Origin of the sequence: Saccharospirillum sp. HFRX-2 (assembly GCF_043196805.1) — a bacterium.
Lineage (GTDB): Bacteria > Pseudomonadota > Gammaproteobacteria > Pseudomonadales > Natronospirillaceae > Saccharospirillum.
Genome location: NZ_JBEBMU010000006.1, coordinates 201,240 through 216,959 on the forward strand (window position 1 = coordinate 201,240; position 15,720 = coordinate 216,959).

Genomic DNA, 15,720 nt, shown 5'->3' on the forward strand with positions numbered 1-15,720 from the left:
CTCTTGCGGTCGTCACTGACACAGCGCTATAGTCCTGCGCCGCGGTCATCGCCCGCTACGGGACAGGCCTGATGGTGTGTTGTCACTGAATAATTCAGGAGGTGCCCATGGCGGCGAATCGCAGTCTGTTACTGATTCTGTTGGCGTATATCGCCTTTATCTCTCTGGGCCTGCCCGATGGCCTGCTCGGTGTTGCCTGGCCGTCGATGCGCAGCGATTTCAACCTGCCGCTGGACGCGCTGGGAACACTGCTGATTGGCTCCACCTGTGGCTATATGTTGAGCAGTTTTGTCAGTGGCGCGGTCAGTCGCCGCCTGGGTATTGGTCGGCTGCTGGCGGTCAGTTGCGCAACCACCGCGCTGGCATTGATCGGCTATGCGCTGGCGCCTTATTGGTGGTTGTTGATTGGTCTGGCTCTGTTGCTGGGGTTGGGTGCCGGCGCCATTGATGCTGGTCTGAACAACTATGTTGCCACTCATCACAGCGATCGCATGATGCAGTGGCTGCACGCCAGCTTTGGTGTCGGCGTTACGCTGGGTCCATTGATCATGACCGCCGGCCTGAAGTTAACCGGTAACTGGCACCCGGGGTATTGGACGGTCGGTCTGGCGCAGTTGGCCTTGGCGCTGGTGTTCTTGCTAACCGCGCCACTGTGGCTGCAACGCAGCGCTGATACTCCGCCTGAGGCACCGGCACAACTCAGTGACGACGCCGGCAAAGTCAGCACCACCCGGCCCGACCTGCTGCAGCCGGCATCCCTGTTCAAATCCATGCGCACCCTGTCGGTCTGGCTCAGCATGCTGCTGTTTTTCTGTTACACCGGCCTGGAGCTGACCATGGGTTTGTGGACTTACTCCTTGCTGGCAGAGTCGCGCGGTTTTTCCGTGGCAACGGCCGGTTTGTGGGTGTCGATTTACTGGGGCATGTTTACCCTTGGCCGTCTGCTGGCCGGTGCCTTCGCTAACTGGCTCGGACATCAGCGGCTGATTTGGGGCAGTCTGGGGCTGGCCTTGATCGGTGCCATCCTGTTGATTTGGAACCCGGCCAATGCCGTCGGCCTGTTTGCCATCGGGTTGATCGGTTTTGCTTTTGCGCCGGTCTTCCCTGGTCTGGTATCTGGCACTTCGCACCGCGTCGGCAAGGCGCACCAGGACAACACCATGGGTATGCAGATCGCCGCTGCTGGCATTGGCGGTGCCGGCCTGCCCGCACTCAGCGGTGTTCTGGCGGCGCGCTTTTCGCTGGAGATTGTTCCCTGGGCGCTGCTGGTCGCCTTGCTATTGCTGGCGGGGTTCTACTGGCTGTCGCTCAGTCAATTCAGTCGGAGCCGGAACTGAATCCGCTTGCGTTGCTGCCCCTGTTCTCGGCAGCGGTTTGATCACCGCTGTCTGTAACAGCAAGCTGTTGGGGTAAGTCAAAAGGTCACCCTGCTGGCGCCGAATCAACACATGAAACGGCGTTATTTCCTCGATAACGCCGCTGAGATCTTCGTCTTTAAAGACGATTTTGATTTCATCACCAATGCGAAACGGAAACTGGAAAAAGATAATAATACTGGCGGTGACATTGCTGAGGATGGACCACTGGGCAAATAAGGCCACGCCCAGAACGGCAAAGAAGGACGACAGAAACAAGACGAACTGACCATAACCCACGCCAAAAACCAGACCTCCGGCAAAGGCATAGGCGAGCACATGAAAAAACTGCAGTGTCTTGCGGATCAGCGCCTTGCGTTGAATGGAGACATCTTTGCTATCAACAAACAGCGTCAGGAAATACTTCAACAAGCCCTGCGTCAGAAAGAAAGCCAGGGCGAGTACCGCCAAAGCCAAGAGTAACTGCCACTCCATCAGTCCGTTCCGTTTAGTTGCCCATGGCTGATAATGCTACAGCCTAAAGATAACGGAAAGGTCGTCATGGCGGGATGTCGTTTAGCCGGCTTTTGCATACAATGCCCGCCACCCCCGATAAGAGAACAGCGTTTTGAGCAACGAATCCAAAGGTGGTGGTTTTTTCACCAACCTGCTATTCAACATTCTGCTACCCGTCATCATTCTGACCCGCTTCAGTGGCGAAGAGTCCCTCGGTCCGGTCTGGGGCATTGTGATCGCTCTGGCCTTCCCTATTGGTTACGGCCTTTGGGAAATGCGCCAGACCAAGAAGATCAATACCTTTTCGGTCATCGGCGTGATCAGCGTGTTCCTCACCGGCGGCATCAGTTTGCTGCAGCTCGACCCCAAGTACATCGCCATTAAAGAGGCCGCGGTACCGGCGCTGCTTGGCATCGCCGTACTGATCAGCCAGTTCACCCGCTTTCCTCTGGTCCGCACGCTGATCTTCAACGCTCAGTTGTTTGCCATGGATAAAGTGCAGCAGGCATTGGAAGAGCGCGGTACAGCACAGCTACTGGAACGCCGTCTGCGCCTGGTGAGCTACATTATCACCGCGTCTTTTATGCTCTCGGCGGTATTGAACTACGTGCTGGCCAAGCTGATTGTTGTCAGCCAGCCTGGGACTACGGCCTTCAGCGAAGAGCTGGGCAAGATGACGTTATTGAGTTACCCGGTGATTGCGCTGCCGTCCACCGTCATTCTGATGGGAGCGATTTTTTATCTGCTCAATCAACTGCGCAAACTGACCGGCCTGGATATGGAAGAACTGCTGTCCGAAAAAAACCGCTGAAGTCAGCCGCACCCGAAAAGCTATACAGGCGCGGCTGAACCCGATATCAATGCAAGGTCGCGCTACCGGTGACACCGGCGCGGCCATATTCACCGCTCAGTTCATGGACAGCACGGTGGCGTTCCACTTCCAGATCAACGGAACCGCCGTTTTCCAGGTGAAAGTCATACAGGGTGTTAATCAGGGCAGACAGGACATCGTGATTGTCTACCAGATTGGTAGCGATACCGGAGGCACAGAGAATGTCGTAAATTGGATCCAGATTAGCCTGCAGATCCCCCTGTTCATCGCGGCAGACGTCAAGAGCGCTGAAATCAAAATTCTCGGAAACGATCAGCTCGAATTCTTTTACATCATTCATAGCATCACCTCGCTCTTAATTAGGATGGGACTTAATTGGGATGGGGTACGTTGTCACCGTCCTGGGACGGGCACTGCATAATCTCTAGGTCTCCTTCGTGGTTACACTCTTATAAGATTGATCATCATTCGGCGGAATGCAAGCCCGTCGCTTAGAAGCGACAGGACTGACGCATGGGTTCGATCACCTCGGTGAAGCCGGTGAAATCAAAAACGGCGGTAATGGGATCGTCGTTATAGGGCGTGGTGCGAAACACCATGGTGGTATTTCCGCGTTCAACCTGCTGCGCCACCTGAGCGACAAATTCACTCAGCGTGAAGCCAGTATCGGGACCATCCAGTATCGACGATTCACGAGAGCCGCCCGCCTGCCAGCGTCCGGTTACCGGCGCTTGCTGCCCCAAACGGGTGGTCACTTCCGGTCGGCCACTGGGCAGAAAATCCTCCCAACGCAAGGTCAGCGCATAGCGGCCCGGCTCAGTGGAATCACATTGCCACGACAGCACAATCGGATCGCCTCGCCCGTTCAGGCCCTGAGCGGAGCGGATGGATAACTGGTGTTCGGTCTGACCGGTCAGCGGGTCTGAGGTGGCTTCGTAATTAAAAGCGGCCACTTCAAGCTGAACGTTTCCGCTGTAGGCTTCGGCATCGTCATAGCAGGCATAGCGCCGTTCCCGATTATTCAGTTCACGGCAGTTGCTGATGGCTTCAACAAAGGTTTCAGCGAGCACGGCGGTCGAACCAAAGACAAGCGCCAAGACAGTCAACAGGCGAGCGGACGTCGTTATCACAAAGTCTCCTTAGACGAATCCCAGGCTGGGACAGTTCGATTTCTGCTCATCAATTGTAGCAGTCGAGACTCCAGCGTTGACACCACACAATGCATTGCACAACGGAAAACGGTCCGTCTCAGCTAAACACAAGCGTCGCGCACCAAGTATCGCTAAAATCACCCCGGCGGCAGCCGATACCTTAATGACTGAAAATATTTCAATAAGACCGCCAAGACTCAGGATCCGGATACTCACATGCGTAAGAACTTACCCGTCACCGACACCGAATACGAGTTGAGCGATGATCAGGTTTTGATCTCTTCGACCACCGTTAAAGGGGTCATACTGCATTGCAATGATGTTTTTTGTGAGGTCAGCGGCTACAGCCGGGATCAACTGATTGGCCAGGCACACAATCTGATTCGTCATCCGGATATGCCGCAGGCGGCGTTCGCCAACATGTGGGAATATCTCAAAGCTGGCAAACCCTGGATGGGTCTGGTTAAAAACCGACGCAACAACGGCGACTACTACTGGGTTAACGCCTACGTCACACCGGTCACCGAAAACGGCAAAGTCATCGCTTATGAATCGGTGCGGGTGAAGCCCAAACGTGAGGATGTTAACCGCGCCTTTCGCATCTACCAGCGACTGAACGCTGGCAAACATCCACTGTCCTTACTGCAACGCATCCGCAAACGCATCGTGCATTGGGGGCCGAACAGCCTGGCGGCCTTCTTCATGGTCGCCATCGGTTATTTCACTGGCGACTGGGTCAGCCTGGGCGCAGCCGCAGCAGTAATGACGGTGTTAAGTGTGCTGGCCTATCGTCAGCGCGAACACATGATGGCTCATATGAAGGAACGCTCTGCTGGTCAGTTCAGCGATCCCATCATCGCCATGACCTTCTCCGATGCGCCCGATACCATGGCCCAACTGGAACTGGCCATGGACAGCGCCAAAGCGCATCTGCGCACCGTTCTGACGCGCATTGATGACGCCGCCGGAGGTGTGAATAACCAGGCTATCCAATCGCGCAAACTGACCGAGGAGTCGGTAACAGCGGTCGACCAACTGCAAAACGAAACCACACAAATTGCTGCAGCGGTCAACGAAATGGCGGCCACCATCCACGAAGTATCCGGCAATGTTCAGGATACCGCCGGCGAAGCCGATAAAGCACACGAATTGGCCGACCAGGGCACGGCGACCATCAGCCAGGCCCGCCAAGGTATTCAGGAATTGGCCGAAGCGGTTGAATCCATCGGTCAAACCGTGCAGGAAGTGGTCAGTGAAACCCAATCGATTGCCGAGGCCGCCAAGCTGATTCAGGAAGTGACCGAGCAAACCAACCTGCTGGCATTGAACGCCGCCATCGAGGCAGCCCGGGCTGGCGAACATGGTCGCGGTTTTGCGGTGGTTGCCGACGAGGTTCGCTCGCTGGCAATCCGCACCGCCAACACCACCACCCAGATCCAGACCATCATCGACAAATTAAAAACCAAAACCGGTGACGCCGAAGCCGCCGCCGAACGCGGTCGCAGCATCGCTGAAGACAGCGTCAGCCGGGTGGGCGAAGCCGACTCAGCGCTGCACGACATCGCCGCTGCCGTGGTTCGCATTACCGAAATGACCCACCAGATGGCGACCTCCATCGAAGAGCAAAGCCAGGTCTCCGAAGAGATCAACCAACAACTGACCCGCATCACTGGCCTGGCCGATCACAGCCTGGAACAGGGCCGATTGTCGGTGAAAGGCGCGGAAACCCTGAGCGAGCTGTCCGACAAGATGCACGAACTGGTGGTACTGTTTCGCACCTGAGTCAGGGCGACTAAACTGATTACCACAACGTATTTCGCGCCGCCTGCCAACGATAGGATGCAGTATGAATATCAAGGCCAACAAACACGCCCAAAAATTGCTGCTGTTCTCGCTGACGGGCAAACAAAGCTTTGCCATCGGCACGCTCAAGGTGCGCGAAATCATCCCCTATCGCGCGCTGTCCAAATTGCCGCAGGACCACCCGGCAGTACTGGGCGCAACCAACGTGCGCAACAAAACCATACCGGTGATCGATATGGCGGCGGCCGTCGGCTATACACCGCTTACGCCGGAAGAGCAGGCTCAGGCATCGATCATCATTACTGATGTGCAGCGTCGGGAAGTGGGTTTTCTGGTACGGCGCATCGAGAAAATCGTCGATACCAACTGGCGCGACGTCAAGCCACCACCGGACATGCTGGGTAAAAACGCCTACCTGACCGGTCTCTTTATGGATGGTGACAACACCATTCAGCTGTTGGATGTCGAACTGCTGTTGTCACGCATCTATCCGGATCCGCCGGGACGACGTTTTGCCAAACTGACCGACGTCCAACGTGAACAGCTGCAACCGCTGAATATCCTGCTGGTTGATGATTCCCATGTGGCACGCAAGCAATTGTCGGACGCGCTGGACAATCTCAACATTCCCTACCAGGTCACCACCAACGGCCTGCAAGCATTGGAAGTGATGGAAAACAATGCGCGGCTTGGCAATGCCACCGATATTCTGGTCAGCGACATCGAGATGCCTGGCCTGGATGGTTATGAACTGGCGTTCAAAATTCGCGATATGGCTGAGTTAAAGCGGACCTACATCATCCTGCACACCTCGTTAAACAGCGAAATGAGCCTGACCTACGCCAATCAGGTCGGCGCTAACGAAGCACTGACCAAGTTTGACGCCGATGAACTGGTTCATGCCATGCTCCGCGGCGCCCAGGCCATGACCGGCGACTGAAGCGAGACTTGCCTGTGTGGCTCAGCCAGCCTAAGATACTGTATATAAATACAGTTATTGGGCGAGAGTTATGGCTGTTCAATTGCTTGGCCGCAGCGTGGCCGGACCTCAACTTAATCTGCCGCTCTTTATTGAAGGCGCCGAAGCCAGTCAGAATGCAGCGGCCAGCGTTGACGATTCCAGCGGAGTGGATCTCAACCAGCTGTGCCTGCGCTACCCGGACAAAACCTTTTTTGTCGCCGTGGAAACCGATGCCATGATTGATGCCGGCATCGGTCCCGGCGATGTACTGATTGCCCACCAGGCACAGACGGCGCGTTCCGGACAAATCGTTATCGCCGCTTTTCAGGGCGAATTAACCGTCCGGGAATTACAGTTATCGCCGTCTCCTCGGCTGATTGCCCACCATCCGGATATCGATGCAGTCATTATTCCAGACAGCGAAACCCTGACTATTCTTGGTATCGTCACACAAATATTACGTTCGGTTGGATATTAAACTTGAATTGCTCACCCTCGGCCCCTAAATTGATATCGCTCCAGATATCTCGCACTTTTTATACCGATGAGTGAGCCGTTTTAATGTTCAGTACGTAATCAGACCTTCAGATCGCGTATTGCATTGCCCACTGTCGCCGGTTTCTCTCAATAGCGGCCGTACCCCCGGCTACCGATAGACCGCCAGTGTTGATGCTCTAAAAGGGTTTTTCCTGTTAGAGCTGTTTGTTCATCCACTTCTATTATTTGAATGTTGAGACCATGACCGAAGCTAAGGCATATACCCCTCTTGACGATCAGTTGATCGATCAACAAATTCAGCAATATCAAGCCGAACTGGAAGAATTAAAACAGGCCAAAGCTGCAGCCTTGAAAAAAGAAGAAGGCTTTGAGCAGTATTTCGCTTTGCTGGAAACGCTAGAGCGCGATTACCAATTAACCGAAGAAGATATTTTTAATCGTCGCAGCGTAAAAATTGGTGACTGGATTACCACCCACCTGCCCCACCTGAATAAATCGGCCTTGTTAGCCCGCCTGGAAAAATTCATTGGTGAGCGACTCAAACAACAGGCCCGTAAAAAACCATTGACCGGCCGGCCGCAACCGGCTCGCGATTTACCACCGGGCCAATATCGCCATCCGCTTAAACTGGAAACCCTGGAAAAGAAAACCCGCGCACCGCGCGAGCTCAATCACTGGGTGACCGAAAACGGCCTGGAAACAGTGCTGTCGTGGAGAATCGACGCAGCCGAATAACGGCTCCGTTAACCGACCAAGCCCTGTTGCAGCAGACGCAAACCGGTCAACAGCAAGAGGGCGTAACAGAGCCGGTAAAACCAACGCTCGGATAAACGGTGGTGCAGCCAAAGCCCCAGATAGACACCGGCCACCGCCACGGGTGCCAGCAATAACGCATTCAACAGAATCTCAATGCGGAACTGCCCCAGCAAAGCGTAGGGCACCAGTTTGATGTAATTGACGAACGCGAAGAAGACGACGGTGGTACCCACAAAGAGCGTCTTATCGAGACGTTGCGGCAACAGATAGACACTGATCGGCGGTCCGCCCGCGTGCGCGGAAAAGCTGGTAAAGCCGGCAACCGCCGACCAGATACCCCCTCTGACCCGGCTCGCCTGCCGTGCCGGTTGCTCCCGCCGCCAGGCCTGGCTGTAATAATTCAGCGCAAAAGCAACGGCAATCACCCCGATCAACAGACGCAGCATCTGCTCATCCACCCAGCGATAGGTCAGGGTTGCCACCAGCACGCCAAGAATACCGCCAGGCAGAATGATCCACAGATTCTGTGGATCCCAACGCCGCCAGTAGGCACGCAAACCAGCCACATCCATGATGCAAAGCATCGGTAACAGAATGGCAGCGGCATCGAAGGGGGATATCACCAACGACATCAAGGGCACCGCAACCATTCCCAAACCGCCGCCAAAACCGCCTTTGGAAATACCGACAATCAGAATGGCGATCACAGCGAGCACATAAAAGGCAGGCGACAACAACACAGCGCGGTTCCTTACATCGGTCAAAAGACGCGCCATTCTAGCGCGTCCGGTGACGGGCCTGAAAGCAGTCGCCCCGGAACCAATCCACCAAAGTGGTTGCAAATCAACCAATAAAACCATTATGGTTTAAATCATCATTAAACAACCTAAGAGGTTGATCATGACTCCTCTGGTGCTGATCGGCGACCTGGTCGCCTCACGTCGTTCCAGCTTGCGTCAACAACTGCAAGAACAGCTCAAGGGCGCACTGGACGACCTGAACCAGAATCGAAACGGCCTAACATCGCCCTACACCATCACCCTGGGCGATGAATTCCAGGTGGTTTACGACCAGGCCGACCGGGTTTTCGCTGACTGCCTGGCCATAGCTGCCGCCGTGTATCCGGTGCGGATGCGGTTCTCATTGAGCCTCGGCGCTATCAGTACCGACCTGAATCCGGACCAGGCGCTGGGCATGGACGGGCCGGCGTTCTATCAGGCGCGTGATGGCATTGATCGGCTCAAACGCAGCGGCGAACTCTTTACCCTGGCCGGACTGAGTGAGTCAGAACAGCCACTCGCCAGCGGCGGTCTGGGTTTGTTCAGCCACCAGCTCAACAAGTGGAACGCCAATCGTCTGCACATTCTGAATCGTTTGCTGTCAGGCTGGCGGGTCGAGCGCATCGCCGAAGAACTGAACATCAGCGAACAGGCGGTCTACAAGAACATCAACAGCGGTGGTTTGCATGCCGTTATCCGGCTGCTGACGGCGCTGACCCAAACCCTCAACCAATCGATGCGGAGCTGAAGGTGTTGATCTGGTTGTTTCTGGTGGGCTGGCTGACCAGCCGCCTGGCGCTGATCGTACGCGATGAACCACTGGGATCACGCTTTCTGATCAGCCTGCTAACGCTGCAACTGCTGTGGTGCTGGCTGACTCTGGGGCTGTCCTTTGCCAGCCTGAGCCTGGCCGGTCTGATGCTGCTGGCCTTGATCGTCCCCGAACGACTGCTGCCGCAAAGCTGGCTCAACGATGGCCGTTTGGCGGCAACTCTGCTGATGCTGGTCACCCTGGCCCTGCTCGCCGACGCCCTGCCCGCTCCGGTCTGGCAACGCAGTTTCGAAGCCTGGCTGTGGAACCTGGGCATGAGCACCGCCCAACTGACCCGTGCCCTGATCTGGCTGACCGGCTTTTTATTAGTCGCCAACGAAGCCAACCTGCTGATCCGCAGCCTGTTTCATCGCTTCTCACTGGAGCCCAGGCTCACTGCAAATAGTGATGCTGATGGCGACGACAGCCAAACCCAAGTCGATGCCCGCGAATACAATGCCGGTCGGGTGATCGGCATTCTGGAACGCTGGTTGATGTATCTGGTGCTGGTTTCCAGCGCCAACTACAACGTCATTGCCATCATCATCGCCGCCAAGGGATTTGCGCGTTTTCGTCAGTTGGAAGAGCGCGCCTTTGCCGAATATGTGCTGATCGGCACCCTGGCTTCGACGCTGGTCACCATCGGCATTGCCGAAAGCTTAAGATCAATACTGAGTCAGTAACGCCGGCTCGCCAAAGCAATGGCCCTGGCATTGATCACAGCCCAGTGCCGCAAGAATCTGTACCTGCTCGGGTGTTTCCACGCCTTCGGCCAGGACCTGCAACCCCAGGGGTCGCGCCATGGCGATGATCGACTTAATAATGGTGTAAGCACTGCTGCGCGCTTCCAGGCCTTCGACCAGAGAAACATCGATCTTCAGCCGGTCCAACGGCAAGGCATGCAACAGCGGTAACGACAAACAGCCGGTGCCGAAATCATCCAGTACAAAGCGCACCCCCATTTCACTTAACTGAGCCATGCGCTCCCGGCTGCGATCCAGATCGCGGCCGATCAAAACCTCGGTCAGCTCAAACTCCAGCAACGACGGATCTGCACCGGTCAGCGCCAGAATGGCATCCACCTGATCAACAAAATCCGCCGCCAGCCATTGCCGGATACTGACATTAATGGAAATCGGCAAGGCCGCTTCATCGGCAAACAGCAAGCTTTGTTCGCACACCTGGCGTAACGCCCAACGACCGATATCAATGATGAGGCCGCTCGACTCCGCCAGACTCAGAAAATGCTCCGGTTTCAGCACGCCCAGGCGTGGATGGCGCCAGCGCAGCAGCGCCTCATAGCCCAAAACGCGGCCGTGCAGATTGGTGCGCGGCTGGTAATGCAGCTCAAACTGGCCGTCTGCCAAAGCCTGACGCAAATCCAATTCCAACTGACTGCGCCGCTGCAAGCGCGCCTGCATATCCGGCTCGAAAAAACACAGTTGATCGCGCCCGGCCTGCTTGGAGGCATACATCGCCAAATCGGCCGACATCAGCAAGGTATCCACCGGCTGCTCGTCGCCACGAAACAACATCGCGCCGATACTGGCACTGAGCAAATAAGCCTGGCCCTGCAAATTGTAGGGACGGCGCAACGCCGCCAACAGTTTATTGCCATAAGCCTGAACCGCGCTTTCAGCCTGGCCAAGATCGGTCGGCAAACCGCCAACCAAGACAACAAACTCATCGCCACCGGTGCGCGCCAGACTGTCCGAGGTGCGTGAACAGGCCTTCATACGCCGCGCCACCTGCACCAGCAGTTCATCGCCCAGGGTATGACCAAAGGCATCGTTGAGTTGTTTGAAATGATCCAGATCGATAAACAACAAGGCCGCATACTGACGGCTGCGCTGCGATTGCAGCCGAACATTGTCGAGCCGCTCGATCAGCAAACGACGATTGGCCAGCAGCGTCAGCGGGTCCTGATAGGCCAGCTTTTGCATATGCGCTTCAGCCGCCTTGCGTTCCGTAATGTCACTGAAACTGGCGATGTAATGCGTCACCTTGCCGGTGCCATCACGCACCGCCTTGATCACCGCCCGCTCGGTAAACAGCTCGCCATTCTTGCGCCGGTTGCAGATCTCGCCAGACCAGTAACCCTCACGCTCAATATCGCTCCAAAGCCGATGATAAAAATCCTCATCGTGCACGCCCGAGCTCAGCACCGACGGATTGCGACCGATCACTTCATCCTCGCGATAACCGGTAATCTCAGTAAAAGCCGCATTGACCCGAATGATGCGTCGCTCTCTATCGGTGATCAGCACCGCATCCTGAGTTTGCAGCGCAAGCGCCGAAATCTGGTGATCCGCCAAGGCTTCTTTCTGCTCAGTAATATCGCGCATCCACAACAACCAGCTCTCGGGCTCAGGTTCAGAACGCCAACACGCCGACACCTCAAACCAACGCCAATGACCATTAACCGGCAGGGAAATTTGATCGGACGACCACACCCCAGCGCCTTTTGGCTCACTAATCAGCGCCCTGATCACTGCTGCGGCCTCATTGGGCAGCACCGCTTCCGGGGTCGATCCCAGATAGGCCGCCCGCGGTCGGTACAGCACATCAGATGAGCGTGAATGCAGATCGCAAAAACGCCCCTGGGCATCCAGCTCGAACACAAAATCCGGTGATGACGCCAAGACAGCCCGCAACTGAGCATTCTGACGATGCTGGTGCCGCAACCACACAAACAGCCACAGACCCAGCCCGATCAGCAAGAACGCTCCCAGCGCCCCAAGCGTCAGCACCCAATCCATTTTCGCCACCCGAAACCATCATCCGCCTGCAGTCTAAAACGGCGCAGCACAACACCGACTGACCTGGATCAAAGCTCTAACAAGACACCCACGGCAGCGCCCTTCGAAATCGGCTCTGCGCTCGGGAGAACGGGGGTAACTGATTGAATCCGTTAAATTTTTCAGAGGTGGGGGTTGCGCGAGGCGAATTTCCAAGTATTATACGCCCCGACCTGAAGGACTATAGCTCAGTTGGTTAGAGCGCTACCTTGACATGGTAGAGGTCTCCAGTTCGAGTCTGGATAGTCCTACCAAATTCTTCATTAAAACCAAGCACTTAGCGGTGCTTGGTTTTTTTGTGTCTGGGGTTCTGCAAAATTTTGACGATATTTTGAAGAAATACAGTACCCTCAACACTCATCAGCTGAGCTTGTATATCAGCGGCAACTAAAAAACTACCAATGCCACTCCTAACTAGGCATAAAGAGCTTTATTCCTCTTCCAACAACTACCATCCATGTATAGCACTTGCTTAACTAAATTTTTCAAGCCATAATTCCGCTTAACTAAAACCAAAGAGCTAAGCCCATGGCGACGCAGCTACAAGAACGAATCATTCGCTACATCACGACCAACATAGATCGTAGCCTCTTCCTATCTATGGATGATTCAATTAGAACTGCCTACGCAAAAGCTAATCACAGGGCAGAAGAGGACTTCAAAAACACGAATCCCGCACGCCCTAGAGCTCAACTAAGACGCTACATGATTGACGATGCACTTGCCGGTGCACTATCCGAAGGGCAACCTTCAGTCGAACAAACTGTCCCCAAAGGCGAGCACTATGTTGTTGTTTGTTCAGGTAATGTGACACTTAGCCACATTGAGTTGCATGAAAATGCACTGGCTCGGCCTGCATTGCACCGAAAACTCATGGCAAGGAAAAATGAAATTTTAGAACCTTTCACCTTTGACCTGTTTGAAGCACCACCTCCCCGGTTAGATGACGCTTTGCATGTAGTTGCAGTAGTCGTTCATCCGCGGCCGACATCCGAAAAACAGTCTGAGCCTAGCAACATACTGGTATCAGTTCCGTATACCGATTGGTCCGGATATCACCTCGAAATTTCAATGGCCGAAATGCTTGCCAAGTACGAGGATGATTCCAGCTCAGATATTATCGATTCGGCGTGGCCAATGCTGAGAGATGATATAAAGAAAGCAGAAACTGATATTAAGTCGGGTTAAGACCATGAGAACAGGTGTTACTGGATTTCAGCCTGGTAGATTGATTCAGGCTAGAGAATCACTAGGAATTACAAGGGTCGCATTAGCGACCCTTGCTGGTGTATCACCCGCGACAATTTCTAACTGGGAAAAAGGTAGTCAATCACCAGAAGAAGAAAAATTACGAACTCTCTCTGAGGCAGTTAAATTCCCATTACACTGGTTTTTAACGCCTACTATCGATCATGGAAACAAACCATATTTCTACCGGTCATTGAACTCGGCGACTAAAACCGCACGAGAAATGGCTCGAGTTAGGTTGGATTGGGTTGCAGAAACAGCCAACACTCTTGGCCAATGGGTACATTGGCCTGAAGTTAATGTGCCTTCCATTTCAGAAAATCAGTTCTTAAAAATTACTGATGGCGAAATTGAATCTTTAGCTGAGGAGTGCAGAAAATCCTGGAACCTAGGTATGGGACCAATTTCTGATGTCATCCTTACTTTAGAAAACGCCGGAATTATTGTTGCGCGAGATGAGATCGGATACTTAAAAATGGATGGGGTCTCACATTGGAGCCATTTAGACAATAGACCTTACATTTTTATAACAGCAGATAAAGCAAATGGTATTCGCAATAGATTTGACGCTGCGCACGAGCTTGGCCATTTGGTTCTGCACAGAGGTATAGACGAACCTACGCTAAAACAACACTACAAAGAAATAGAACGACAGGCTGATTTTTTTGCAGGCTGCTTCCTACTTCCTGCAGAGTCATTCTCAGCCGAAGTAAGCTGGCCTACACTGGAAACACTGGTGTCATTGAAGCCTAGATGGAAAACATCAGTAGCCTCAATGATTATGAGATGTTACCAGCTTGAAATGATTGATGATGATATAAAGCTACGGCTTTTTAAAGGACGCTCAGCTAGAGGATGGACAAAGGGTGAACCATATGACAGCGAAGTTTCGCTTGAAAACCCTCGCCTGCTGAATAGAGCAGTTAAAATGATTGTAGATAATGGAATTGTTCAGCGCTCAGAGTTAGCACATAAAATTGGTCCTTCAGTGCAACTTATTGAGTCATTATGCGGCTTAAAAAATGGCTATTTTTCAGATCAAATTGAAAGCGAAAACTTGGTTAACCTGAAATCTGCCAAGCCAAATAGAGCTACTGCTCTTAACAAGAGCTTTAGTAACAATGTTGTTGATTTCCCAGGGACTAAGAGATGAAAAATGGATGCCCACATGTTCCATGTGGGCACATTTATAGAAAGATAAAAAGTGTTGGCCTGCTAAGTACGAAAAATTCAAACTTTACAAGATAGTCTTGTCTTTAAACTAAACCTTAAAAGAAAACCTAGAACCAAAAATCAGCCATTCTGCGCTAAAAACACCCTACTAGGAGAATATCTTCAATTCATATTATCCAGCAACAAAAATACACAAAAAAGGTCTTCTACAACAAAAAAGGCCACCCTTTTTAATAGGCAGCCTCTATCAATAGAAAAAACATAATAGCCTGACTCAAACCAAAGCTTGCTTTTTATCCTGTTCGCGTAAGCTGTAGCCTTGCTTTGCCTTCCGAGCATCAATACGAGCTTTCCGCGCCCGATAGTTAGCCATAGCGCGCTCTACAGACACCACTGGGGCGTTAGAATCCGAAGAAGTCTTCAATGTAGATCTTAAACCGGCCATATCGTTTGCCTCCATACCCAGCTGGGTAACTCTTTGTTGCAAGTACTCTATATAATTGTCGTCACTATCCAGAAGATCGTCAACATAAGGGGTAAACCAGGTTTTTCTTAAAACTGGGAGATCAGTGCCTGGGTCTTTATAAGCAGCATGCCTAACAGCTCCTTCTATATTACATCCATAGCTACTTTCATAGGGTTCACTTTCAGCATAAAGGTAAAACTGAGCGGCATAAGACCCCCCACTTCCATCATAGCCAACAGTATATAAGCGAGAGCCGTCAGTTTGCTGTATTTCCCCAGTTAACAGATCAATTGACGTCATACTTAAACGCTCAGCAGGGCTTAAGTAACCTAAATACTCCTCATAATCATCATCACGAATTACATCTGAAAAAAGTGCTTGGGTTAGAAGTATTGGCAGTTCATCCCCAGAGAAAAGCGTTATCTCGCCACTTTCTGAAGATTTCAGATACTTCCTTAGCGGATAACAAGTTATGAGAGTTTTACCAAAATTGCAGCTCCATAAAGAGTCGGTTGCGCAAAAGTATTGCGACTTCCACAAAAGTGTCGTCAACTTTCCCTCTCCCTAAACCTG

16 protein-coding genes and 1 tRNA gene are annotated in these 15,720 nt (G+C 53.1%); 11 read left to right on the forward strand and 6 right to left on the reverse strand.

The features are described 5' to 3' along the window. The first annotated feature begins 107 nt into the window (after nucleotides 1-107). Nucleotides 108-1,337: an MFS transporter gene (locus ABMA60_RS13785; protein ID WP_392804065.1), complete on the forward strand. Its 1,230-nt coding sequence runs from the start codon at nucleotides 108-110 to the stop codon at nucleotides 1,335-1,337. On the opposite strand, the gene ABMA60_RS13790 is transcribed toward ABMA60_RS13785, so the two are convergent. Beyond that, on the reverse strand, nucleotides 1,278-1,850 hold the full coding sequence (locus ABMA60_RS13790; protein WP_392804067.1) for a mechanosensitive ion channel domain-containing protein: 573 nt from the start codon (nucleotides 1,848-1,850) through the stop codon (nucleotides 1,278-1,280). The genes ABMA60_RS13785 and ABMA60_RS13790 overlap by 60 nt on opposite strands. A 133-nt stretch (nucleotides 1,851-1,983) precedes the next feature. On the opposite strand from ABMA60_RS13790, the gene ABMA60_RS13795 reads away from it, so the two are divergent. After that, a complete protein-coding gene (locus tag ABMA60_RS13795) occupies nucleotides 1,984-2,682 on the forward strand; it encodes a VC0807 family protein (protein ID WP_392804069.1) in 699 nt (232 codons plus the stop codon). Between the two features lie 46 nt (nucleotides 2,683-2,728). Here ABMA60_RS13795 and ABMA60_RS13800 read toward each other — a convergent pair whose 3' ends face one another. Both ABMA60_RS13800 and ABMA60_RS13805 read right to left on the reverse strand, forming a co-directional pair. Then, nucleotides 2,729-3,043, reverse strand: coding sequence for a hypothetical protein (locus ABMA60_RS13800; RefSeq protein WP_392804071.1), 315 nt, complete (start codon nucleotides 3,041-3,043; stop codon nucleotides 2,729-2,731). Nucleotides 3,044-3,194: 151 nt separating this feature from the next. Continuing rightward, nucleotides 3,195-3,833, reverse strand: a complete 639-nt coding sequence (locus tag ABMA60_RS13805) for a hypothetical protein (protein ID WP_392804073.1) — start codon at nucleotides 3,831-3,833, stop codon at nucleotides 3,195-3,197. Nucleotides 3,834-4,070: 237 nt separating this feature from the next. On the opposite strand from ABMA60_RS13805, the gene ABMA60_RS13810 reads away from it, so the two are divergent. The 4 genes from ABMA60_RS13810 to ABMA60_RS13825 all read left to right on the forward strand — a co-directional run bounded on the left by ABMA60_RS13810 (nucleotide 4,071) and on the right by ABMA60_RS13825 (nucleotide 7,851). After that, complete coding sequence (locus ABMA60_RS13810) at nucleotides 4,071-5,636, forward strand: PAS domain-containing methyl-accepting chemotaxis protein (RefSeq protein ID WP_392804075.1); 1,566 nt, start codon at nucleotides 4,071-4,073, stop codon at nucleotides 5,634-5,636. Between the two features lie 64 nt (nucleotides 5,637-5,700). Further along, nucleotides 5,701-6,597, forward strand: a complete 897-nt coding sequence (locus tag ABMA60_RS13815) for a chemotaxis protein (protein WP_392804077.1) — start codon at nucleotides 5,701-5,703, stop codon at nucleotides 6,595-6,597. A gap of 70 nt (nucleotides 6,598-6,667) precedes the next feature. After that, nucleotides 6,668-7,096, forward strand: a complete 429-nt coding sequence (locus ABMA60_RS13820) for a S24 family peptidase (RefSeq protein WP_392804079.1) — start codon at nucleotides 6,668-6,670, stop codon at nucleotides 7,094-7,096. 260 nt (nucleotides 7,097-7,356) lie between these two features. Next, nucleotides 7,357-7,851, forward strand: a complete 495-nt coding sequence (locus ABMA60_RS13825; RefSeq protein WP_392804081.1) for a hypothetical protein — start codon at nucleotides 7,357-7,359, stop codon at nucleotides 7,849-7,851. An 8-nt stretch (nucleotides 7,852-7,859) separates the two neighbouring features. Here the strand turns inward: ABMA60_RS13825 and ABMA60_RS13830 are convergent, their stop codons facing one another. Continuing rightward, the gene (locus ABMA60_RS13830; RefSeq protein WP_392804083.1) at nucleotides 7,860-8,648 is read right to left on the reverse strand and encodes a sulfite exporter TauE/SafE family protein; all 789 of its coding nucleotides are present in this window, start codon (nucleotides 8,646-8,648) and stop codon (nucleotides 7,860-7,862) included. A 124-nt stretch (nucleotides 8,649-8,772) separates the two neighbouring features. Between ABMA60_RS13830 and ABMA60_RS13835 the strand changes: the two genes are divergently transcribed. Both ABMA60_RS13835 and ABMA60_RS13840 read left to right on the forward strand, forming a co-directional pair. Then, complete coding sequence (locus ABMA60_RS13835) at nucleotides 8,773-9,399, forward strand: SatD family protein (RefSeq protein ID WP_392804085.1); 627 nt, start codon at nucleotides 8,773-8,775, stop codon at nucleotides 9,397-9,399. 2 nt (nucleotides 9,400-9,401) lie between these two features. After that, nucleotides 9,402-10,145, forward strand: a complete 744-nt coding sequence (locus ABMA60_RS13840) for a hypothetical protein (protein WP_392804087.1) — start codon at nucleotides 9,402-9,404, stop codon at nucleotides 10,143-10,145. Here ABMA60_RS13840 and ABMA60_RS13845 read toward each other — a convergent pair. After that, the gene (locus ABMA60_RS13845) at nucleotides 10,128-12,221 is read right to left on the reverse strand and encodes a putative bifunctional diguanylate cyclase/phosphodiesterase (RefSeq protein ID WP_392804089.1); all 2,094 of its coding nucleotides are present in this window, start codon (nucleotides 12,219-12,221) and stop codon (nucleotides 10,128-10,130) included. The two genes, ABMA60_RS13840 and ABMA60_RS13845, sit on opposite strands and share 18 nt — an antisense overlap. A gap of 216 nt (nucleotides 12,222-12,437) precedes the next feature. Between ABMA60_RS13845 and ABMA60_RS13850 the strand changes: the two genes are divergently transcribed. From ABMA60_RS13850 to ABMA60_RS13860, 3 genes are all read left to right on the forward strand, one after another. Continuing rightward, nucleotides 12,438-12,514, forward strand: a tRNA-Val gene (locus ABMA60_RS13850). Nucleotides 12,515-12,788: 274 nt separating this feature from the next. Next, the gene (locus ABMA60_RS13855; protein WP_392804091.1) at nucleotides 12,789-13,448 is read left to right on the forward strand and encodes a hypothetical protein; all 660 of its coding nucleotides are present in this window, start codon (nucleotides 12,789-12,791) and stop codon (nucleotides 13,446-13,448) included. A 4-nt stretch (nucleotides 13,449-13,452) separates the two neighbouring features. Next, nucleotides 13,453-14,661: a helix-turn-helix domain-containing protein gene (locus ABMA60_RS13860; RefSeq protein WP_392804093.1), complete on the forward strand. Its 1,209-nt coding sequence runs from the start codon at nucleotides 13,453-13,455 to the stop codon at nucleotides 14,659-14,661. Nucleotides 14,662-14,955: 294 nt separating this feature from the next. Here the strand turns inward: ABMA60_RS13860 and ABMA60_RS13865 are convergent, their stop codons facing one another. Next, nucleotides 14,956-15,699, reverse strand: a complete 744-nt coding sequence (locus ABMA60_RS13865) for a hypothetical protein (RefSeq protein ID WP_392804095.1) — start codon at nucleotides 15,697-15,699, stop codon at nucleotides 14,956-14,958. Nucleotides 15,700-15,720: the final 21 nt, after the last annotated feature.